Source organism: Exiguobacterium antarcticum DSM 14480, assembly GCF_000685865.1.
In the GTDB taxonomy this organism is placed as follows: Bacteria; Bacillota; Bacilli; order Exiguobacteriales; family Exiguobacteriaceae; genus Exiguobacterium_A; species Exiguobacterium_A antarcticum.
The window spans coordinates 1-21,009 of sequence record NZ_JMKS01000001.1 but is presented as its reverse complement, the minus strand read 5'-3'; the positions used below and the strand labels follow the sequence as shown (position 1 = coordinate 21,009).

Annotated in this window: 27 protein-coding genes; 16 read left to right on the top strand and 11 right to left on the bottom strand. The window is 50.0% G+C overall.

Annotated features, from left to right (window positions below):
- Positions 1–169 precede the first annotated feature (169 nt).
- From arr to P404_RS18680, 5 genes are all read left to right on the top strand, one after another.
- Positions 170–586: an NAD(+)--rifampin ADP-ribosyltransferase gene (arr, locus tag P404_RS0100135; RefSeq protein WP_026829628.1), complete on the top strand. Its 417-nt coding sequence runs from the start codon at positions 170–172 to the stop codon at positions 584–586.
- A gap of 130 nt (positions 587–716) precedes the next feature.
- Positions 717–1,415: a response regulator transcription factor gene (locus P404_RS0100130; RefSeq protein ID WP_026829627.1), complete on the top strand. Its 699-nt coding sequence runs from the start codon at positions 717–719 to the stop codon at positions 1,413–1,415.
- Complete coding sequence (locus tag P404_RS0100125; protein WP_026829626.1) at positions 1,408–2,508, top strand: sensor histidine kinase; 1,101 nt, start codon at positions 1,408–1,410, stop codon at positions 2,506–2,508. Before P404_RS0100130 ends, P404_RS0100125 begins: the two co-directional genes overlap by 8 nt.
- Before the next feature lie 71 nt (positions 2,509–2,579).
- The gene (locus P404_RS0100120) at positions 2,580–3,362 is read left to right on the top strand and encodes a D-Ala-D-Ala carboxypeptidase VanY (protein ID WP_026829625.1); all 783 of its coding nucleotides are present in this window, start codon (positions 2,580–2,582) and stop codon (positions 3,360–3,362) included.
- Positions 3,363–3,391: 29 nt separating this feature from the next.
- Positions 3,392–3,547, top strand: a complete 156-nt coding sequence (locus P404_RS18680; RefSeq protein WP_209548521.1) for a hypothetical protein — start codon at positions 3,392–3,394, stop codon at positions 3,545–3,547.
- 72 nt (positions 3,548–3,619) lie between these two features.
- On the opposite strand, the gene P404_RS0100110 is transcribed toward P404_RS18680, so the two are convergent.
- Positions 3,620–4,411, bottom strand: a complete 792-nt coding sequence (locus tag P404_RS0100110; RefSeq protein ID WP_026829624.1) for a hypothetical protein — start codon at positions 4,409–4,411, stop codon at positions 3,620–3,622.
- Between the two features lie 131 nt (positions 4,412–4,542).
- On the opposite strand from P404_RS0100110, the gene P404_RS0100105 reads away from it, so the two are divergent.
- The 5 genes from P404_RS0100105 (at position 4,543) to P404_RS0100085 (ending at position 7,912) form a co-directional block, all read left to right on the top strand.
- The gene (locus P404_RS0100105; protein WP_026829623.1) at positions 4,543–4,743 is read left to right on the top strand and encodes a hypothetical protein; all 201 of its coding nucleotides are present in this window, start codon (positions 4,543–4,545) and stop codon (positions 4,741–4,743) included.
- A gap of 143 nt (positions 4,744–4,886) precedes the next feature.
- Positions 4,887–5,699: a DnaD domain protein gene (locus tag P404_RS0100100; protein WP_026829622.1), complete on the top strand. Its 813-nt coding sequence runs from the start codon at positions 4,887–4,889 to the stop codon at positions 5,697–5,699.
- A gap of 13 nt (positions 5,700–5,712) precedes the next feature.
- Positions 5,713–6,375 (top strand): M15 family metallopeptidase, encoded by a 663-nt coding sequence (locus P404_RS0100095; protein ID WP_026829621.1) that lies wholly within the window; start codon positions 5,713–5,715, stop codon positions 6,373–6,375.
- Positions 6,372–6,626: a phage holin gene (locus P404_RS0100090; RefSeq protein ID WP_026829620.1), complete on the top strand. Its 255-nt coding sequence runs from the start codon at positions 6,372–6,374 to the stop codon at positions 6,624–6,626. Before P404_RS0100095 ends, P404_RS0100090 begins: the two co-directional genes overlap by 4 nt.
- A 143-nt stretch (positions 6,627–6,769) precedes the next feature.
- Entirely contained in the window at positions 6,770–7,912 is a 1,143-nt protein-coding gene (locus P404_RS0100085; protein ID WP_026829619.1) for a GGDEF domain-containing protein, read from the top strand.
- Between the two features lie 64 nt (positions 7,913–7,976).
- Here the strand turns inward: P404_RS0100085 and P404_RS0100080 are convergent, their stop codons facing one another.
- From P404_RS0100080 to P404_RS18670, 3 genes are all read right to left on the bottom strand, one after another.
- The gene (locus P404_RS0100080; RefSeq protein WP_014970281.1) at positions 7,977–8,273 is read right to left on the bottom strand and encodes a hypothetical protein; all 297 of its coding nucleotides are present in this window, start codon (positions 8,271–8,273) and stop codon (positions 7,977–7,979) included.
- Positions 8,274–8,482: 209 nt separating this feature from the next.
- A complete protein-coding gene (locus P404_RS18675; protein WP_236624152.1) occupies positions 8,483–8,887 on the bottom strand; it encodes a hypothetical protein in 405 nt (134 codons plus the stop codon).
- Positions 8,824–9,153 (bottom strand): hypothetical protein, encoded by a 330-nt coding sequence (locus tag P404_RS18670; protein WP_236624150.1) that lies wholly within the window; start codon positions 9,151–9,153, stop codon positions 8,824–8,826. The genes P404_RS18675 and P404_RS18670 overlap by 64 nt, the downstream gene beginning before the upstream one ends.
- A 131-nt stretch (positions 9,154–9,284) precedes the next feature.
- Here P404_RS18670 and P404_RS0100070 point away from each other — a divergent pair, with 131 nt between their 5' ends.
- Positions 9,285–10,355, top strand: a complete 1,071-nt coding sequence (locus P404_RS0100070) for a threonine aldolase family protein (protein ID WP_014970283.1) — start codon at positions 9,285–9,287, stop codon at positions 10,353–10,355.
- On the opposite strand, the gene P404_RS0100065 is transcribed toward P404_RS0100070, so the two are convergent.
- Positions 10,352–10,744, bottom strand: a complete 393-nt coding sequence (locus P404_RS0100065; RefSeq protein WP_014970284.1) for a MerR family transcriptional regulator — start codon at positions 10,742–10,744, stop codon at positions 10,352–10,354. The two genes, P404_RS0100070 and P404_RS0100065, sit on opposite strands and share 4 nt — an antisense overlap.
- 83 nt (positions 10,745–10,827) lie before the next feature.
- Between P404_RS0100065 and P404_RS0100060 the strand changes: the two genes are divergently transcribed.
- Positions 10,828–11,586: an SDR family NAD(P)-dependent oxidoreductase gene (locus P404_RS0100060; RefSeq protein WP_014970285.1), complete on the top strand. Its 759-nt coding sequence runs from the start codon at positions 10,828–10,830 to the stop codon at positions 11,584–11,586.
- A 106-nt stretch (positions 11,587–11,692) separates the two neighbouring features.
- Here P404_RS0100060 and P404_RS0100055 read toward each other — a convergent pair whose 3' ends face one another.
- Positions 11,693–11,995, bottom strand: a complete 303-nt coding sequence (locus tag P404_RS0100055) for a hypothetical protein (RefSeq protein ID WP_026829618.1) — start codon at positions 11,993–11,995, stop codon at positions 11,693–11,695.
- Between the two features lie 232 nt (positions 11,996–12,227).
- Between P404_RS0100055 and P404_RS0100050 the strand changes: the two genes are divergently transcribed.
- Positions 12,228–13,430, top strand: a complete 1,203-nt coding sequence (locus tag P404_RS0100050; protein WP_026829617.1) for an MFS transporter — start codon at positions 12,228–12,230, stop codon at positions 13,428–13,430.
- Between the two features lie 241 nt (positions 13,431–13,671).
- Here P404_RS0100050 and P404_RS0100040 read toward each other — a convergent pair whose 3' ends face one another.
- Positions 13,672–14,826, bottom strand: a complete 1,155-nt coding sequence (locus P404_RS0100040; RefSeq protein WP_026829616.1) for a globin domain-containing protein — start codon at positions 14,824–14,826, stop codon at positions 13,672–13,674.
- A 177-nt stretch (positions 14,827–15,003) separates the two neighbouring features.
- Positions 15,004–16,629 carry an ABC transporter substrate-binding protein gene (locus P404_RS0100035; RefSeq protein ID WP_026829615.1) on the bottom strand — a complete coding sequence of 542 codons (1,626 nt, stop codon included), beginning with the start codon at positions 16,627–16,629 and terminating at the stop codon, positions 15,004–15,006.
- Positions 16,630–16,956: 327 nt separating this feature from the next.
- Between P404_RS0100035 and iscB the strand changes: the two genes are divergently transcribed.
- From iscB to P404_RS0100020, 3 genes are read left to right on the top strand one after another with little or no spacing between them, the layout of a single operon-like run.
- Positions 16,957–18,213: an RNA-guided endonuclease IscB gene (gene iscB / locus P404_RS0100030; RefSeq protein WP_026829614.1), complete on the top strand. Its 1,257-nt coding sequence runs from the start codon at positions 16,957–16,959 to the stop codon at positions 18,211–18,213.
- 33 nt (positions 18,214–18,246) lie between these two features.
- Positions 18,247–19,482 (top strand): MDR family MFS transporter, encoded by a 1,236-nt coding sequence (locus P404_RS0100025; RefSeq protein WP_026829613.1) that lies wholly within the window; start codon positions 18,247–18,249, stop codon positions 19,480–19,482.
- Positions 19,483–19,501: 19 nt separating this feature from the next.
- Positions 19,502–20,059: a GNAT family N-acetyltransferase gene (locus P404_RS0100020; protein WP_026829612.1), complete on the top strand. Its 558-nt coding sequence runs from the start codon at positions 19,502–19,504 to the stop codon at positions 20,057–20,059.
- Between the two features lie 78 nt (positions 20,060–20,137).
- On the opposite strand, the gene P404_RS0100015 is transcribed toward P404_RS0100020, so the two are convergent.
- The 3 genes from P404_RS0100015 to P404_RS18470 form a co-directional block, all read right to left on the bottom strand.
- Complete coding sequence (locus P404_RS0100015) at positions 20,138–20,380, bottom strand: hypothetical protein (protein WP_026829611.1); 243 nt, start codon at positions 20,378–20,380, stop codon at positions 20,138–20,140.
- A gap of 58 nt (positions 20,381–20,438) precedes the next feature.
- Positions 20,439–20,612, bottom strand: coding sequence for a hypothetical protein (locus P404_RS18550; protein ID WP_162833758.1), 174 nt, complete (start codon positions 20,610–20,612; stop codon positions 20,439–20,441).
- A 24-nt stretch (positions 20,613–20,636) separates the two neighbouring features.
- On the bottom strand, positions 20,637–21,009 hold a 373-nt coding region (locus P404_RS18470; protein ID WP_034773846.1), incomplete at its 5' end, for a hypothetical protein.

The following is a 21,009-nucleotide window of genomic DNA, read 5'->3' as shown; positions in this document are numbered from 1 at the left end:
ACCCGATTGACTAAAGCACTCCTCATGGAACGTTCGTCTGCCGGGTAACGTGTAATGTATTCCTCTACTAGAAGTATACCGCGATTGCCCTAAAGGAAACAGACTACTTTTCTGTCAAATCACCCCTTATACTACTAGCAAGAACACTGAAGAGAGGAAGTGGATTTTGATGACGGATCAAACTGAAGTACTGGACCGGGGACCGTTCTTCCATGGGACAAAAGTAGCGTTGAACGTCGGTGATCAGCTGGAGGCGAAGTTTCCATCCAATTATCAGGACAAACGAGCCAACTACATCTATTTCACGGCAACGCTTGAGGCCGCCAAGTGGGGTGCAGAACTCGCAAAAGGAGACGAGACTGAACGCATCTATCTTGTCGAGCCGCTCGGGACGTTCGAAGATGATCCGAATTTGACCGACAAACGATTTCCCGGAAATCCGACGCGGTCGTATCGGTCGCAGCAACCGCTTGTGATCGTCGCGGAGCTTGCGACATGGGAACGGCATACGGAAGAAGTGATTCACCAGATGAAAACGTCCCTCGCCAAGTTACGTGCGGAAGAGAAAAATGTGATTTTAGACTAACCAAACAGAAGTCGGATAACGTTTGGAAACGATTGTAAAAAAACGTGCGGAATCTGTTTTGAAAAAAGGGGAATGAAGGATTCGTTATGCCATCATATAAGCTGTTCAGACGTAGAAAAGGAGCCAGCTTATGCAGACACGAACGATTCTCATCATCGAAGACGAAGTCGAAATCGCCGAGCTCGTCTCGATTCATTTACGCAACGAAGGATTCGCTACGATACTTGCGTATGACGGAAAATCGGGTCTGTCATTGTTTCAACAGCGGTCGATCGATCTTGTGATCCTAGACATCATGATGCCGGAAATGAACGGTCATGAAGTGTTGACGCAAATCCGGCAGATCAATCAGACACCGGTCATCTTCTTGAGTGCCAAACAGTCCGATTTTGATAAAATCAGCGGGCTCGTGATCGGGGCGGATGACTATATGACGAAACCGTTTAATCCGTTGGAGTTGGTCGCCCGGGTCAATGCCCAGTTACGGCGCGCCTTTCAATGGACAGGACAGATGGCTTCATCCAAGACAGACACCATTAGTATTCAAAACGTGAGTCTGGATGCGGATCAACGGACGGTGCTGGTCAATGAACAAAAGGTTAATCTGACACCAAAAGAGTTTGATATCTTCTGGTTACTCGCGAGCTCACCCAATCAAGTGTTCAGTTCAGAAAAAATCTTCCAGCGTGTGTGGAAGGAGGATTATTTTGAAGGGGCCAACACTGTCATGGTTCACATCCGGACTTTACGGAAAAAAATTTGTGATACGAACAAAGCGAACATGTTGATCGAAACGGTCTGGGGAGTCGGGTACAAGGTTAATGCGTAAATTCATCAACAGTTTCCGGACGCGGATCATCTATCTGTTCATCCAAAGTCTGCTGATCGCAGCAGTCGTCACGTTCGCGATCTACAAATCCCTGCAATACTATTACCATCACCACGTCTTTTACGGCGATACCTACATGAAGTACCGATTTTGGATGCGCGAAGTCGGTGATATTTATGTGTTTTTAGCGCTGTATATTCCCTTCTCCATCCTCATTTTCTACTTATTGACGCGGACTTATACCAAATACTTCAATGAAATCTCGACCGGGATCCGCCAATTGGCAGCCGGTGATTTTTCGCATCAGATCGAGATTTCCTCAAAAGATGAATTCCGTCAAATCGCAAACGATCTCAACGAGGCGAGCAGTGGATTGCGGACCGCGATTCAAGCCGAGACATTAGCCCAGCGCAGTAAAGAAACATTGATTGCCAATTTAGCCCACGATTTACGGACACCTCTGACATCGGTGACGGGATACTTGGACTTATTGAACCAACCGTCAACCACTGCCGAGCAACGCGTCGCCTATACGAAGATCGCCTATAAAAAATCCCGTGATCTCGAGGAGTTGATAGAAACCCTGTTCGATATCTCCAAATTGGACCTGTCACTCAAGGCGACTGAACAGTCAATGGTTGACCTGCACGAGTTGCTACTTCAACTCCTGGACGAGATGTATCCTTTGATCAGCCGAGTCGATGGTCGGATTGACCAACAAATCGCTCCGAATCTCACCGTCTACGGAAACGGGAAAGAACTGGCGCGGGTCTTCGAGAATCTACTCAGTAATGCGCTGCGTTACGGCGATGTGAGTCGGCCGATCGAAGTTCAAGCAACCCGACAAGGTGAGGTCATCACGATTCACATTACGAACTACGGTCCGCCGATTCGAAAAGAAGACGTCCCGCATCTGTTTGATATGTTTTATACGGTGGATCAAGTCCGGAACATGCCGACGAAACAGACGGGTCTCGGCTTGTTCATTGCGAAGACAATCGTCGAGAAACACGCAGGGACGATTGAAATCAAACAACCGGATGGACAAATTCGGTTTGAAGTCACGTTGCCGTCCGATTTAAGAAATCTTTAAGGTTTTTCCCGACTTTCCTTTAAACCCTTTTCTTTACGCTGAGTGTAAGGAAGTAAAGGAGAGGGTGTAACATGAAAAAAACAATCGTCGTCCTATTAACGTGCCTCATTCTGTATCAATTTTATGTGAGCCGGACACCGGCTTTGACACAATCGATTTCCTTAAAAGAGGTTTCCTTGTATCAGGGAGATTTGGTGTTAATCAACAAGCAGACGAAGATTCAAGAAGATCCCCGTAATTTATCTATTGTTACCAAACAGGTATCGGAAACAAGCCTTGAGCCTGATTTACTGCTTGAGGATCATGTCGCAGCCGCTCTGCAACGGATGATGCAACGGGCGAAAAAGGTCGGCATCGATCACTTTCAAATCAATAGTGCCTACCGAAGTGGGAAAGTGCAACAGGCATTGTATGAAGAATATGGTGCGGACTTTGCGTTGCCTGCTGGACACAGCGAACACCAGACGGGTCTGTCGGTAGACATCGGTTCGACACGCGGCAAAATGAAACAGTCGAAAGAGGGCAGATGGCTTGCCAAGCATGCGCATCAGTTTGGTTTTGTCATCCGGTATCCAAAGGGGAAAGAGAGCTTGACGGGAATCTCGTTTGAACCGTGGCACATCCGCTACGTGGGTCTGCCGCACAGTACGAAGATGTATGAGGAGAATTGGGTGCTCGAAGAATATTTGAACTACCTCAAACAAGAACACGCGTATCAGATTCAAACAGCCGGTCGTACCTATTTTGTGCAATACACCAAACACCGCGCACTCAAAATTCCGGATACGCCCGTCTTTCACGTATCCGGGACCAATACAAAAGGGTTTATCGTCACGTCACGGTTACCAAAATAATTGAGGAGGAATTTTTAGCGCATCAGCGAATGTATCATTATCCGCTTGAGGTGATTGAAGGGGCGGAGCAGATGCTGCGCCGTCTGCAAAGTAAAATTGAAAAACAGGACTTCCCGTTTGACGGATTTTTGGCGAGACAGTTGGAGCAGCTGCAAGCAGAGGGGTACTTAGACTGTCAACCTTGAAACACAGTAATGAATGTAAAACAAGACTCGTCCCACACGCTTTAAGATTAAAGTCGCGTGAAACGAGTCATTTTACTTGAATTCGTTTTGCTTTTGACAAACAGCAGCCAAGCGGCGGATTTCATCGGCCATTGCTTGATTGACAGGGTGCAGTTGCTCAAGCCAGTCGAGCAGCGCGAGGGCTGATTGCGGCACCCGGTTGTACCCTTGGAGCACGTCCGCAAACCGGTCCTTTGCTTGCGGGAACCGTTGCTCGGCCCGGCGTTCATTGCCGTACTGGTCCGGATAATAAACGACTTCCGGCTCGAGCAGATGCAGGACGGACAACAGATTTGAAAAAGCATGTTGTTCGACAAGCTGAAGACCGGACAGCCGTTCGCCGCGTGCATAGCGGCACAGTCCGACGTAGAGATTCGTCAAGGCCTCGTTCAGTGCAAAGTCGAGTGTATCCCGTCGTATCGAGGGGGGGACTTGTTTTGAAACCGTCAAGTCAACGCCCGGGAATGTTGGATCTTGCCAAACGATTCGACCGGGAGAAAAAGCGATGTCCGGCATCTCATCCAGTTCAAAAATCGCGCATTCTCCGTAAATCCCATCGGCGAATAACAGCTTAAAACCGTCGACAGTGTTTTGGAAGATGAAGCTGAGTGGATGAACGGACTCGAGCCAGTCGAGCCGATCGAGGAACCGTTGTTTCTGTCCCGGTTTCGTAATGACGAAAAAATCGAGGTCGGAATAGGCATCGAGCCGTTCCAGCTCCTGTCCGACGGAGCCGAGTCCAAGCAATAACCAGGCATCCTGTGTTTGTTCAAGTTGACGCCCGATTTGATCGAGGCGGTTAAGTAGTGCGTGCTGTCTTTGCATCCAAAAACTCCTTTTTAGTCTGTCTCATGAAAGCGTTCTACTTTCTAGTCTAACCAGCTTGAGATTTCCGTCAAGGAAAGTTAGCATCAAATCATATGTACGATATCCTAAATGATGGAAGGTGATATGTCATGGATTTACTGATTGTCCTCCTCATCGGCTCGTGTCTCTTGAGTGGCCTGATGCTCTTGACGATCGTCAGAGCCGTTTTTTTAGCGTACCCAAAACAAACGATTTCGAGTTCAAAAGCGATCATCGTCACGCTCGGCATGGCAGGGTTTAGCATGTTGCTCGCAGGTGTGCTCCCTTATTTGTATCTCCGTTTCATGTAAACGACAGGCACGGCTTTTCGGAACAGTTGATTCCGAAGACCGTGCCTATTTTTTTGTTTTTTTTCGAACAAACGGATAGTTGAAACTGTTATTCCTTCATAGAAAGGAGGTGTCCCCTCCTGACATCAAAGGAGGAACCATTCATGCAACCTTACTTACGAATCGAACACCACGTGTTACGCGACGGAGCAAACTTCTCATCCGTCCATGAAAAGATGATCTATTTTCTGGTCCAGAGTTATGCCGGATCGGATGGACTCGCTTTCCCGTCACACCAGACGCTGGCGGACGCCGTCCCGTGCGGCAAGACGACCGTCAAGACGTGTCTACAGTCATTGATTGAAAAAGGATGGATCGAGAAGGTCAAACGATTTGACCGTCACGGCGGACAGACGTCAAACGGTTACCGAATCTGTCTGCCGGAACGCGTCGTCTCTCGGCAGGAGGGGGGGCAGGAGACGACAGCGGGTCAGCCACCTGTCGACCCCAAAGAAAAAGGGGTTAAGAACAATACTTTTAAAAAACACTCACCTTCACCAAGTGGAGAAACCATGAACGAAATCGTCCAGCACTTTGACACTGAAATCGGACGTGTCACCCCGTCAATCCGCCGTCAGCTCGATCAGCTTGTCCAAGAGAGCAGTGATGCCGTCGTGCATCATGCAATCGAACAAGCAACGGCGGCGAACATCCGGCATTTCAACTACATCAAGGCAATTGTCAACAAGTTGAAGAAGCAGCATCTGTTGACGCCTGAGGAAATTGATGACCACGAACGACGACGTCAGCAACGGTCCCATCGTGCTCGGCACAAAACGAACCGGACCCGTTTACCAGACTGGGTCGAGCGGGAACGCAGGCAACAACAACAGGTCGAGGCAAAACAGAAACAGCAATTCGAACAAACAGTCCCGGATCAAGCGGAACTGGCACAACTGTTAGCACAACTCATCTAACAAGGAGGATCATATGACACCATCACTTGACTGGTTACTCGAACAGGCGGACCGGAAGTTGACGAAGGAGATGGACCCGGACGTCGTCGCGATCACCCGCTCCGTCATCACGGAACTCGCGGCAGAAGGTTTACCGATTGGGATTGCCCAAGCCTTTCGGACAAGACAGGAACAGGACGCCTTGTATGCAATCGGGCGGACACGCCCCGGAAAAATCGTCACGTATGCGAAGGGGGGTGCGTCGAATCACAATTTCGGAGTCGCTGTCGACTTGTTTTTGTATGCCGACGGGGGCAAGCGGGCGGAATTCCTGGCACCGCCCGATCCGCGACTGCAGCGCCTCGTCCGAGCGATGAAACAATACCAGATGCAGTGGGGCGGCGATTGGGGCAACTTCCCTGATTATCCGCATTTTCAGCTCTATGACGCCGTCAATAAACAACCGAAACCACTTCTTGGTCCACGGTATCCGGGGCGACCGCTCCATCCGGCCGCGACCTGGATGGACGGGACTGTCATCCGGCTGATCCAAAAGCGGCTGCGTCTCCCTTTGACCGGACGGTTTGACACGACATTGACACGGGTCGTGAAACAGTTTCAGCAACGGCATCACTTGCAGGCGGACGGGGTGATTGGTCCTGTCACCTGGCGTCACCTGTTTGGAGCAGATCGATGAAGAGCCGGTATGTCGCCGTACTCCGGCTCCTCGTTCCCTTGTACAGTTTCGTGAACCTGACGTTACTCGCACTCGGCTATACGCGGCTTCCGTTTGAGACGCCGCAGGTCGAGACGGCTCTGACGGCTGGTCTTGGGGCAAGTAGTCTGATCTATGCCTGGTGGAAAAATAATAATCTGACGCACTCCGCTGAACAGGCACAAGAGTGGTTACGCGAATTAAAACAACAAAAATCAAAAAGGAGTTCGTAAATTGTTTGGAATGTGCAGACAACGGGCATTATTTCGAGTAGAGCGCTAATGGTTTGATCCCAAGATACCGATAATAAGGTAGCGCACCGCATCGTCATCGGTCGTAAGTCGAGGCGACGGACAAGAAAGAGGTCAGACTGAACTTGAAACTATCGACGTTGCAACTTTACCTGCTGCTGGCATTGTTTTCTTTATTGTTTACAAGCATCTGGAGTTATAATGCCTTTTTAAAAATCGAACAAGAAAACGACCGGATCATCACGGAGGCGATACCGATCTCAAACGCGGCGTCCCAACTGTTCCCGTTGTTGCTTGACCAGGAATTGACGGTCCGGAGTTATTTGCTCAATCAAAATGACCAAACCTTCCAACAATTCAAAACGACAAACGCTGAACTCAAGGAGACGATTGCGTGGCTAAGAATGCTCGATCAGCGTCATCCGATCATGAAACAATTATTGACAGAAGAAGCGATCCCGTTGATTCAACGGACGGACGGTTTTTACGAACAGCAAATTAGCTGGATCCAAGATAACCAAGTGGAACGAGCGACGCTGAAACGCTACAGTGGCATGGACTATATCAACCAGTTCCGTCCGATCAACGCCAAGATTCGCCAAGACATCGATAACATCATTCAAGAGGCAACGGATCGTTCGAAAGCCGCCTCGGCCTCAGCAAAATGGGTCATCGTCATCGTCGTCAGTGTTGCCGTTTTGCTGCTGATGGCCTTCCTGCAGACAATCCGGCTCGAACGAAGCAAACAGACGTTGATCCATCGATCGTTGCATGACGCCTTGACGGGAATTCCGAACCGACGGGCGTTTGACGAACATCTGGAGACGTCGTTCAGGGTGGCGAAGGAACAGCAGACGGACGTTGCCTTGATTTTAGTGGATGTCGATGAATTCAAGCTCTATAACGATACGTACGGTCACTTGAAAGGGGACTGGTGTCTCGAGAAAGTCGCTGACTCGTTAAAGAAACATGCGAGTGAGTACGGTCTCGTCTCCCGGTACGGCGGAGAGGAGTTTGCCGTCATCTTGACGGAACAGGCGGATCACGTCAAACAGGTCGCGGAACGGATTCGCAGTGAAATCTTACAGTTGAACATCGAACATGCCGCTTATCAACCGCTTTGTCAACTCAGTGTCAGCATCGGAGTCGCGGTCGTCCGACCGGATGATACTTTGTCGGAAGGGGATTTGATCATTCTGGCCGATCAAGCGTTGTACCGAGCGAAAGCAAGTGGACGAAACCAAATTTCGAGCCATGAAGCCAGTTGATGTATGACAAAGAGCTCTGATCTCATCCAGAAGATGGGGTCAGAGCTCTTTGTTGGTCATCGAATCATTGCAAAATCACACAATAGGAATGGTCGGAAATCAACGGAGCAGAAATGACGAACACGGTCTTGACCGGTGTCCCACCAACTTTTGCATCAAGTTGATTCAATTGGGACCGAATTTCTCGACTCAAGACATACCGGGTTTCCGTACTCAATTCATCCATTTCTTCATCGTGAACATGTAACAAGAGTTGAAACGGTTCAAGCGAGAAAATTGAAAAATCACAGTCGATTCGAGGGTCTTGAAAACGTTCATTCAAACCATTCTTGATGAAGTATGCTTCTTGTGCTGAAATCATCTCGTTTCGCCTCGCTCTCTTCCCGAAAAACAGTTCAAAAAAATATATGCTGTTACTTAACTATATAGTCTATATTACCCATCTTTTTTGAAAAATATCAGTTGTGCCTTAAAAAGTGACCGGAAATTGGATTTTTAGGGAATTTGTTAGAAGAACTACACAAAACCGTCTGATTTCGATGCACGTTGTCAAAGACAAGTACATGGACATCAGACGGTCATCGAACCGACATGACGTAAAAAATCTTCCGTCGTCTGTTTGAAAAACGTCAATTGATGAGCGGGTACAGAAAATTTGTCACTGTATCGGACTTCTAAATAATGGGGACTGACCGGTGACGGGAATTCAATCCGGTCAAACCATTCCGTCATCGTTTCCTGATCTCGTCGTTGTAACGGCTCCGGTAGCCGACGGTTGAACAACAGCATATGTTGGCGGATGTCTTCTGCCGGCAAATGGTGATCCGGATAATGCAAGACCTGAACGCGACTGGTCGCAAAGTGAATCGGTTGGAAGCGTATTGGCCGGACGATTTTTATGTAGTAGGCGATCAGGGCGGCTGTTGCGAAGACAAGTAAGATGAAGATGAACGGATAGGGCGGTGCGACGACCAAGGAATCAAAACCGTCCGTAAAAATGCCGGCTCCGGTTCGGTTGCGACGACATCAATGATCGGATCAAGAGTGAGCGTGAGTGGTTCGGAAGGAAGTGACAGCTCGTAGGAGTCGCCACAACGCGTCGTACAGGAAAGTTCGGTTTGGCTGTCGAAAAGAGAAACAACGTGAGTCAATAGGCGTGGGACAAATGATTTGATCAGTAACAAGATCAGCAGGACGACAGAAAGGAATAATCCAAGTTTCAGTCGGATGGATGTCAGCATGAAGCACCTCTTTTTTTGCCGCAAAAAACGGATGATGAATGAATCTCAACTGAGTATAGCAAATTCATCGTCAAAAGGTTTTGTTTTTTCAAAAAATAGTCATTATTTCCTAAAAAAATGGAGGTTTTCAGATGAGTCGATTACGAACGACCTTTCAACAATCTACAGGACAGGTCAGTGGCCATGGCAAACGGAATGTCGGCGTCTTAACCGCAGCGTTCGCGGCAATCGAAGACGGACGTTCAAGCGATCAGTACGGTACCGGTCCCTTCATCGAACCGTTCGAACAGAAGATGGCAGACCTACTCGGGATGGAAGAGGCGGTCTTTTTCCCGAGTGGGACGATGGCACAGCAAATCGCCTTACGGATCTGGTCCGACGAGACGGGGAACCGGACCGTCGCCTATCACCCGCTCTGTCATCTCGAGATCCATGAACAGGACGGTCTGAAGGAACTTCATCCGATCCAGACACTGCTGGTCGGCGAGGCGGACCGGCTGATGACGCTTGACGAGATCAAGGCCTTGCCGGAGATTGCCTGTCTGTTGCTTGAACTCCCGCAACGCGAGATTGGCGGGGTCGCCCCGACATTTACGGAACTGGAAGCCATCAGTCGGCATTGCCGCGAACGGGGGATTCGTCTTCATTTGGATGGTGCCCGTTTGTTTGAGATGTTGCCCTATTATCAAAAGACGGCAGCGGAAATAGCCGCCTTGTTCGACAGCGTCTACATCTCGTTTTATAAAGGACTCGGCGGGATTGCCGGGGCGATACTCGCGGGACCGGCGGCCTTTTGTCAAACGGCGCGGATTTGGAAACGACGGTACGGCGGGGATTTGATCAGTCTTTATCCGTATATCGTCTCAGCCGACCATTATTATGAACTCCGGAAAGACCGGATGGGTCAGTATTATGAAAACGCGAAACAACTGGCGGAACGGTTTAATGCGTTGCCGGGTGTCTTCACGACGCCGGAAGTCCCTGTCTCGAACATGTTCCACCTGCATTTTTCGGGGCAGTCGGATGAGGTCTCCCCTAAGCTCGAACAGATTCAGGAAACGACGGGCATTGGTCTTGTCGGTTACCTCGTCGACAAAGACGGGTATTGTTCAACAGAAATCAGTCTCGGGGATGCTTACGGGAAACTTGCGACCGACCGTTTAAACGAGGTGTTCGAACAGCTGGACCAGATGTTTTCTTAAGTGGAGCGGAACGCTTCCGGTGCAACAGAGGGATGAAGCTTACGGTAAGCGGCAATCTTGTCCGCAATCAGCTGTTCCGTTTGTGCGAGTTCAGCGAGCTGGTCGCGCACGTTTTGCTGATGGACTTCAAGGAGGCGGAGCCGCTCGAGAGATGTATCATGCGTCTCGGACGAAGCAAGAAACAGTTCGACATATTCCCGGATCTGTTCGATCGGCATATGGGTCGCCCGCAGACGCAGGACGAAGCGGAGCCAGTTGAGCTGGGTGTCGTCATACCGCCGGATACCGCTCGCCGTCCGGGTCGGGAACAACAAACCTTCTTTTTCGTAATACCGGATCGTATGGGCCGTCGTCTTTGTCAACTGACTGATTTCAGAAATCGTATACATGTCGTACCACCTTTCTTGCTTGACTTAGAGTTCACTCTAACGTGTAGGCTTTCACTATACCAAACAGAAATGGGGAATTACAGATGAAATACACAGTCATTACAGGAGCCAGCTCAGGCATCGGATACGAAACGGCGAAAGTGCTCGCGCAAAAAGGAAAATCGCTTGTCCTCGTCGCCCGCCGGACAGACGAACTCGAAAAACTACGCGACGAAGTCAAAGCTCTTGCACCGGACAGCGATGTCATCTTACGGTCCGTCGACTTGACGGAGTCGGCGAACGTCCATGAATTGTATGCCTCGCTAAAAGACCTCGATATCGAGACGTGGATCAACAACGCCGGCTTTGGTGATTTTGACAACGTCAAGGACGTATCGGTCTCAAAAATCGAGAAGATGCTCCGTCTGAACATCGAGGCGTTGACGGTCTTGACGAGTCTGTATGTCCACGACTACCACGATGTCGAAGGAACAACCGTCTTGAACGTCTCGTCCGGCGGCGGCTACCGGATTGTCCCGAACGCCGTCACGTATTGTGCGACGAAGTTTTATGTCAGTGCCTACACGGAAGGACTCGCCCAGGAACTGAAACAGTCCGGTGCGAAACTGCGGGCGAAAGTCTTGGCGCCTGCTGCGACGGAAACGGAATTTGCGGACCGTTCGCGTGGGGAAGCTGGATTTGATTACAGCAAACACGTCGCGAAGTACCACACGGCAGCCGAGATGGCAGGATTCCTCGACCAGTTGCTCGACAGTGACGCCATCGTCGGCATCGTCAACGCCGAAGATTATTCGTTTGAACTTCGGGGACCACTCTTTACGTATGTCGGTGCGAACAACTGAAGAACAAAACAAAACCAGTCTCCCGCTTTTGCGAGAGGCTGGTTTTGTTGAGTCTGTCTGATTCGGACGGATCCGAATCAGGTATGTTTTTACATATGTTTTCACATCAAATCAGGGGCATGGCAAAGGTCGACAATAAACTGACGACTAAAAACAGCGCGTAGCTGAAAAAGGTTGTTTTGGGGCTGCCCTCGGTCCGACTCCCTAGAATCGAAAAAAGACCGATCGCGCACACCGTAAGTACGGATAAAAAGATCGATTGAGGCGAATGGGTCACGGGGACTAGTGACTGCGCCAAATGGGCGAGTCCAAGCGGCAAGACGATGAGTAAAAAGTAATAACCAAGCCGTGACTCAGACGGATGGTCGGTCGATTGATGATGGGAAACCGTTCGTGTATGCATTCTCATGGTTATTCACTTCCTTCTGCTTTTAGTATAGAGGACAAACGCTACAATCTTCGTTACAGTCCGATGAGAAGTCGATAACAAGATGAACACAATATGACGAAACGATGTCGGCTAGTTCCAATTTTGTAAAAAAGCATTTCCCAACTAGGCGTCTTATGTAAAAAAGTGTAAACTGATAAAAAGTAAAAACCTGACTGTATGATCCATATGGTGAAAGTGAAAGGAGAAGCGGATGACACGTTTGTTTCGTTATTTTTACGCATCGGATTTGATTGCCGTCGTCGGGGCGAGTGTCTCCTACATCGCCATCTACTGGACGTGCGCCCAGCTGTTGTCACCGGCAGAACTGGCTTTGTTGATCGGCGGTGTCTTTTTGATTCGTTTCGTCAGTTCCAGTTTGATCGGACCGTGGATTGACCGGGTCGAACCGGTCCGATTGCTGAAGTCGACCGTCCTGATTCGTTTCCTGGTATTGTTTTTTGTCTGGTTCCTCTTGACGCAAACGGAAACGACGCTGGTTCCGCTACTGGTTCTACTCGTCGTCCAGACGTTTTTACAAGTCATCGGCGGTAATACGGCGTTTAAGGTCGTGACCCGGATCGTCGATGCTGAAAAATTACCGGTCGCCAATGCCTACTTGAGCACCCTGGACCGGATCGGGACGTTAGCGGGACTCCTCGCCGGAGGGATGTTGATCGCCCGATTCTCAATCGAGACGATTTTAGTACTGGAGGCAATCCTGCACGTCATCGCCTGGTTCCTGTTGTTCCCGTTACGGTCGATGTCTGTTGATGCAGTCGCGGAAAAAACGACCTATTGGAGCGACTTGCGGGCCGGGTTCCGTTATTTGCTTCAGGACGCCCGGTTGATCCGGATTTTAGTGTTCGGGATCATCGCCAACTGGATGATTACACCGGCGAATGCCTTGCTCGCCCCATTCGCGAAGGATGTCCTGCAGGGTGGAGCACACACGTTTTCCTTGCTTGAACTGGCCCTCGTCATTGGTGGTATCGGTATGTCGCTCCTCTATGCCCGGTTTGCGGACCGACTCGACTTGACACAGATGTTCCGACTATCCATCCTATTGCAAGGTGTCTTTACGTTAGCGGTCGGACTGACGACGACGTTACCGTTTGCCTTTAGTGGCATGTTGTTACTTGGGATGGCACTCAGTTTGTTTGGGATTCCGTTTGCGACCTTGTTGCAACAGACGACACCGGATGCGTTGCTGGGCCGGATTCGTTCGGCGATGGTCGCCGCGTCGACGCTCTGCTCCGCGATCTGTTTTGCCCTTTCTTCCTACTTGACGACGGTGTTTGCGATCGAGACGGTGTTTGTGTTGTTTTCCGCTACGGGGTTACTGGCAACGGTCCTGTTGATTCGCTTTAAGCGTAACAAAACCCGTGATCACGTGCGACGGGATGAAGCCGGATGACAAATCCGTCTTTAGGCGGAGGGCGTGTCTTTAAAGAAACGATATACTAATAAAAACGCTTACAGAGGAGAATGTGACGAATGGATAATATGACGATGCTGGCTTTGATGTTTTTGATTCCGATTGGTGGAATGACGGTGCTGTTAAACGTCTTATGGAGACGGATCACACCGGAATAAGCGGCTACATAAACAGACAAAAACGAACGATCCCGCATGTGGGGTCGTTCGTTTTTTATGCGTTAAGAGACGACGGTCGGTGCCGCAAGGGCGAGGCTCGGACCAAACACTTCGTAGTGCAGGTTATCCGGATGTCCTGTCCAGTGTTGCCGGACAAACTGGATCATCGCTTCCGGACCACAGACAAACGTCTCGGCCGCTGGATCGATTGAAGTCAGCTCATCACGCGTCAATCGTCCTGCGCGTGTCCCGGCTTGTGCATTACGTTCCGCGTACCGAACGACGCTTGCACCGAATGTCTCAAGTTGGTTCAATCGTGACGTGAACGGATGATCGAGATCGTCCTGGACGGCGACGTGCAACGTGACCGGTCGTCCGTCGGCAAGCGCGGCTTCCGCCATCGCAAGCAGTGGCGTCAAACCGATCCCACCGGCAAGTCCGACGAATGGGGCACCGGAATCCGGTAATATGAACTGACCCGCCGGTGCACTTAATAAGAGAGAGTCACCGACCGTTAAGTCATGGAGTTGTCCCGACACCGATCCGTCTTGTTTGACGGAAATCTCATATGAGATTTCGTCGGCGGCTTTCGTCAGGCTGTACTGCCGGTTTTGCCAGAGTCCGTCCGGTGCTTGCAGGCGGACCGTGACGTATTGACCAGCTAAGTAAGTTGGTAACGGACGTCCGTCCGCCGGAATCAGCGTAAACGTTTTGATGTCGCTTGACTCCAGCGTGATCGCATCGATGAGGAACGGCTGGTAACCGACAAACGCTTTGTCCTGCTCATCTTGTTCATACAACTCTGCCTCAAGCGAAATGAACAGGTTGGCGATTTCACCGTATCCGGCTGTCCAGGCGTCGATGATGTCAGGTGTCGCGGCGTCACCAAGTACGTCCTTTATCGCCCCGATCAGTTCCGTCCCGACGATGTTGTACATAAACGGTTTGATCTGCAGACTGCGGTGCTTATGGAGGACCGGCAATAAGGTCGGCTTCAGTTCCTCAAGGCGGTCGATGTGGGCGGCAGCAGCGTAGACGGCCGTCGCCAAGGCTTGCGACTGGCGGTCATTTTTTTGGTTCGACTGGTTGAAGATATGTTTCATTTCCGGATGGTGTTCAAACAGGCGTTGGTAAAAGACACGTGTGATGCTGTGACCGTGTTCGGCGAGAACCGGGACAGTCGACTTGACGATTTCGATGGTAGATGACGTTAACATACAGACACTTCCTTTTTCGTTGTGAGTGGGTCGTTGTGAGCTCGTCTCCAGTATCATCCAGCAGGGTCTTAAATGCAATAAATAAAATACTAGATTAAAAACTGTACGTGATACTTGTCACAAGTGCGCCATCAATTCGTCAAATAACAGACAAAAACCTCTGAGTGAAGTCGGAGATCAAGAGGAAATCCAAAGCTTCGAGAAATCAAAGTAGCCGAACGAATCAATCGTGATGTTTTGCAACTCGATCGGGAACGGGATGATCCGTGTATCATCGTAGAGCGGAATGAAGTAGGACGAGTCAATCAAGTACCGTTCCACGGTCTGATGGAGCGTCATCCAGTCCGCAAACGATGTCTCGTCGTATTGGGCGATCCACGCCTCCATTTCCGGCATCTGACCAAACATTTTAGCGGGCGGTGAAAAGTCATTCGTCAAAAACTGATGGAAGGCGACTGGCAAGTTCCGCTCAAACACTTCCGCGTGCACGACAAGATCAATCGTGTCAAAGACGTGAAAATCGGTGATGCTTTCCTGAAAACCGACCGGGACGAGTTCGTACGGAATCTGATGTGTATCGAATGCTTCGCACAACCAACGGGTCACCTTGTCCGTGAAGTCGGTCAGTTTGATCCGGAGCGGCTGGTCAAACGAAACGGCAGGACCAGTCGGTGGCGGATAAACGGAACTGTACTGTTCAAGAAATCCGCGGTCGTTCGGAAAACTCCGCTCTCTGATGGACTGAATCTCCGGTCGAATCGAAGCAATCAAACGGTGTATGTAGTGGCGGGCTTCCGGGCGTTCGAACGGTCCGCCGGGACGCGGGTTAAAAAAAACGAGACCAAAGCCGGACTGGGTCGCGATCGTATCCGTCTCACCGGAGTCCGACCGCGATGTCCGGTAAACCGGATCGTAGGCGTCCGGCATTTGAATGAACTCGATTCGGTCGAGCAGTGCCCGGATGCCGAAATAGTTCGGGAACGCCGACAAAATCGTTTTTTTATTGTTATTCTGCGTCAATTGGAAGGCGCCCGTCCCAATGTTGTCTTTACTGATGCTCGTATGAATCGTCGCCAGTTTCGGCAACAGGGAATGCCGGCGTTGATCGAGTGTCACATCGACCTGATACGGTCCATTGGATTGAATGTGTTGGACATGCCGGTACGACCGGGCGTACGCCGGATAGGCAATGAGCTTCCGCAGGCTTTTTGTGACGTCTTTGCTCGTCAACAGCGAACCGTCGTGAAACCGGACATCTTTTCGTAAATACAGCGATAACGTTGACCCGTTCCAGGCATAATGATGTGCCAGTTCGCCCCGGAGTTTACCGTCCGCGTCGATGGCAAACAACCGGCTGAAGACATTTTGGACGAGGTGGGCACTGTGAATGTCGGCGGCTTCGAGCGGATCAGTCGTCAAAAAAGGTCGATTCCGCGGAATCAGCAGGGTATCCGACGATTCCTGCGTATAGCCGAACTTTCGCTCGAGTTGCCGCATGAACCGTCCCGTTTGAGCGGGTGACCAGTCCCAGCTGAGTTCTTCCGTCACGGCGTCGACCGACTCCCGTTCGATCCGCTCCAGCATCTGTTTCGCGTATTCCCGTTCGACGTGACGCAGCCAGACGAGTGCCGTCAGATGTCCGCGACCCCGACCGCTCGTATAGTGCAACCATCCTTCTTCCTGCCAACGGTTCAAATACCGTTTCGTTTGTTTGGGACTTAAGTGGATCGTGTCGGCCAATTCGGCAATTGAGTACGATCCTTCCCGGCAGGATTTCCATAAGGTGAACAAATAAGCGTCCATCTCATTCCTCCATTCTAAAAGGGGACATCTTTTCTTAACGATGTCCATTTTTTAGTCGCTGTGTCTTGTTTATCATACAGGTAGAGAATGGAAGGTGACAATGTCAATTACCTATCACTAAAGTGACGGGCTTATACAGCTTGAAATTGACTAGTCTAGGTTCTCACGAACTACGTTGGTTGGGTCATGACACCTCTCGGTGCCCGTTCTAGCCGTTTGCCCTGTCGTCTGTGATTAAAAGTCCTGTTAGGTCGGGGCGGTGTTGCAGATGGAAAAAGCCTTTCCAACATTGACGAAGAACATCTGACTCTTAAGGAGGAAAACGATATGCTCGTTTTCGTACTCAATCAACATGGTGAACCTTTAATGCCGTGTAAACCCAGAAAAGCTCGTCATCTTTTAGACGAGAAGAAAGCAAAAATAGTCAAGCGAACACCATTCACCATTCAACTACTCTACGGGGCAAGTGGTTATAAACAACCGATCTCCCTCGGGGTGGACGCCGGAACGAAGCAGATCGGTTTCTCAGCGACAACATCCACAAAGGTCTTGCTCGAAGGAGAAGTTCAACTGCGCACCGACATCCAAGACCTACTAGCGACACGACGTGCCATGCGAAACGCAAGAAGAAGTCGGAAGACACGCTACCGTCAAGCTCGATTTCTTAATCGTAAGAAACCCAAAGGATGGCTTGCTCCATCCATTCAGCATAAAGTAGATGCCCATCTCAAACTGATCCGGATGATTCATCGTTTGTTGCCGATCAAACATCTAACGATTGAAGTCGCTCAGTTCGACATTCAAAAAATCAAGAACCCTGATATATCCGGTGATCTGTATCAGAAGGGCGACCAACTCGGTTTTTGGAATGTCCGAGAATACGTGTTCTTCCGAGACAAGCACATGTGTCAGCATTGTAAAGGGAAGTCGAAGGATAATATCCTAAACGTCCACCATATCGAAAGTCGTCGGACCGGAGGTGATTCTCCTGACAATCTCATCACACTCTGCGAAACATGCCACCACAAGATTCATCAGCAAAAATTGGAGCATCTCTTCCAACGGAAGTCTCGTTCTCTCCGTGATGCCTCACAGATGACAGTCATGCGTTGGTTCATCTACAACGCCGTCAAAGAAGCGTATCCTTACGTCAAACTGACCTATGGCTTCCTAACGAAGAACACACGCATCCAAAATGGACTGGAGAAGCGTCATGCTGTCGACGCACGTTGCATCAGCGGGAATCCATTAGGAGAAGCACCGAAGGTGTCGTATCTTTTCCGACAGGTACGCGCGAACAACCGTCAACTGCATAAGATGACCATCGGTAAAAAGGGTAAAAGAAAGGCAAACAAAGCGGAGCGCCTTGTCCACGGCTATCAACTGTTCGACAAGGTGCAATACGAGGAGCAAACGTGTTTCGTGTTCGGAAGACGCAAGAACGGCTACTTCGACCTCCGAACGATAGCAGGCTTCAGCATTCACAAATCTGCTTCTTATAAGAAACTGACATTGCTCGAGAAAGCGAAGACCTGGCTCGTCGATATCCAACCAGAAGGAGGTGAAGGTCGGTCCCAACCCTGACTAAAGTCGGGGATCTCCGCCGATCTATAAAAAATGAAATGGAAAGAAATGCCTCAACCAATTAAAGTCAGACTTGTAACGTCGTTTTTTAACCGGACGATTTCGTTCGCCATCATGCCGTTCATGGCCCTGTTATTTGTTCAAGCGTACAACAAAGTATTTGCCGGCGTCTTTTTGATCGGGACGGTGATTATCAGCTTCCTGATCGGTTTGATTGGCGGCTATCTCGCCGACCGCTTTCCGAGAAGACGGTTGCTCGTTTTCTCGACGACTGCGACCGGATTGATGTTTTTGACGATGACGATTTGTCTCGCCATGGATCAGATGCTACTTTTTACGATTGCCTATGCCGTCTTCACGGTGACGAGTAATATCGGTCGGCCGGCGATGAGTGCAATCATCATCGATGCGACGACGCCGGAAAACCGGCGTGCCGTTTATGCGATCGACTACTGGTTGATCAATCTGTCGATTGCCCTCGGAACGGCGCTCGGTGGCTGGCTTTACGTCAGCAACCGGTTGTTCTTATTCAGTCTTTTGACGTGTACGTCCCTGCTGTTGCCGGTGGCGTATCATTTCCTGCTCGACGAATCCAAACATGTCTGGCAAAAACAACCGCTCCGGACCGTCCTCGTAGATCTCGGAAAAAGTTATCAGATCGCCTGGCGTGACCGGCCGTTCGTCAAAGTTGTCTTCGGTTCGATGTGTATTCTGGCCGCGGAGTTTTCGATGGGGAGTTACGTTGCCGTTCGTTTAGCGGAAGAATTCGATACGGTGACGATTGGTGACCTGACCGTTAACGGCGTCCGGATGCTCAGTCTGATCAACATTGAAAATACGATTCTCGTCGTCTGTCTGACGTTTTTCATCCAGCGTCTGTCGAACCGTTTTACGAACAAACAGGCATTGGTCGGCGGACTGGTCCTCTACATCATCGGCTATGCGACAGTGACGAGTGCCAATTCCCTGACCTTGCTGCTGACATTCATCTTCATCGCGACGATCGGGGAACTGCTCTATTCCCCAACGCTGAATGCGGCACAAGCCAACATGATGCCGGCTGACCAACGCGGCGCTTACTCGGCCTTTGCCGGCACATCGCACGCCGGTGCCGATTTACTGTCGCGGTCGACGCTCATCCTCGGAGCGATGCTTGCGCCGTTCATGATGAGTGTCTATATCGGACTGATCGTTTGTCTCGGACTCGGACTGGTCTACCTCGGCTTGTTCCGGAAAGAAAAAATCGTCGAGAAACAACAGGCTTCTTAAAGTGGGAGGGGATAGAAACGTGGAAATCATTGAAACAGAGCGGCACCGGTTACGGCGCTGGCAGAAAAGTGACGCCGAGAGTCTTTATGCGTATGCGAAGGATCCGCGTGTCGGACCAAATGCCGGCTGGGCACCACATACGTCGCTTGCCGAAAGTCGGGACGTCATCAACATCTTTCAAGAGGCGAACGACGGGTATGCAATCGTCGACAAGGCGACGGAAAGGGTCATCGGCAGCTTCGGTTTTCATGACCGGCGTCCGATTGAGGAACTAGCCGACTTGAAGCAGGTCGAGTTCGGATTTGTTCTTCATCCCGACTACTGGGGGCAGGGCCGGATGCCGGAAATCGTCCGGACCGCCCTCGGAGTGGCATTTGAGACGATGAAAGTCGATCTTGTCTGGTGTGCGCACTTTGACTTTAATGTTCCGTCACGCCGGGTCATCGAAAAACTGGGATTTGAACATGTGTTGGACCGACCGTTCGTCATGGGACGGATTGACGGGCGGACCGTGACGAGCCGGCTGTACCGCTGGACACGGGAACGGTATGAAGCACAGTCGAATAGTATCCGGTAAAACAGTACAAGACGTCCTTCTCGAAAGAGGGACGTCTTGTTTTTGGAAAAAATCGTTGGGAAGGAAGCAGGCGTCCCGTCAGCGTTTTTTACGGACCCTGTATCTAAAGAACAACAGGCTTACGGACAGACTGATGATTGCGGCAAGGATACTTTTGATCAGCGCGTGACGGGTCAGGCCTTCCATCACGATGCCGTTGAATTTTTGGACGAAGGTTGCTTCCGGGACCCAGTCGATGACAGACCCGATGCCTAAAAATGCAGGAAGGCTCAGCAAAAGATAGACGCTGATGAAACCGAGGAGAAACGTTTTGAACTTCATACTGAAGCACCTCTATTCCTGTCGTGTTAAGAAAATAGTCTTTCTCATCAGACGGCTGTCATGACTGGACAAGCACAATGATTAGAAGGATCGTAGAGAGTGATCCGGCGGTCAATAAGGTCAGCATTTTGGGACGGTTAAAATCTTGAGATGATTTAGATACTTCTTTTGACAGGCTGATCCAAATGGTCAGAGAAGCGATAATGATCAAAAACAAAAAGGTTTCAGACATAATGTAGACCTCCCGAAATGAATGTTAATCTTCAGCGCGTAACCAGTTGATGTAAACATTTAAATCGGAATCAACTCCTTTTGATTCCAGGAGTCGTGCCAACTGTTCATTGGAAACGTAAACGTCCGCCCCTGTATTCAACACCAAATTCGTCAAACTTTGGGCGAAGAAGTCAAGGAGGTCCGGCTCCGTCGTCGTGTTGATCCGTTTCATCATTTCCTGGACTAACCGTTCTTGTTCCAAACCAATCGTCATCCAACTACCGAATGCATATAAGACGGTATCGATATCCTCACTTTGAATAGAAAGATTAATTTCTTCGATTGAAGGATAACTGGCATAAAACGCCTCTAAATCAAGTGGTTCTAAGTCTGGTTCTTGGATCATCCATCGGGAC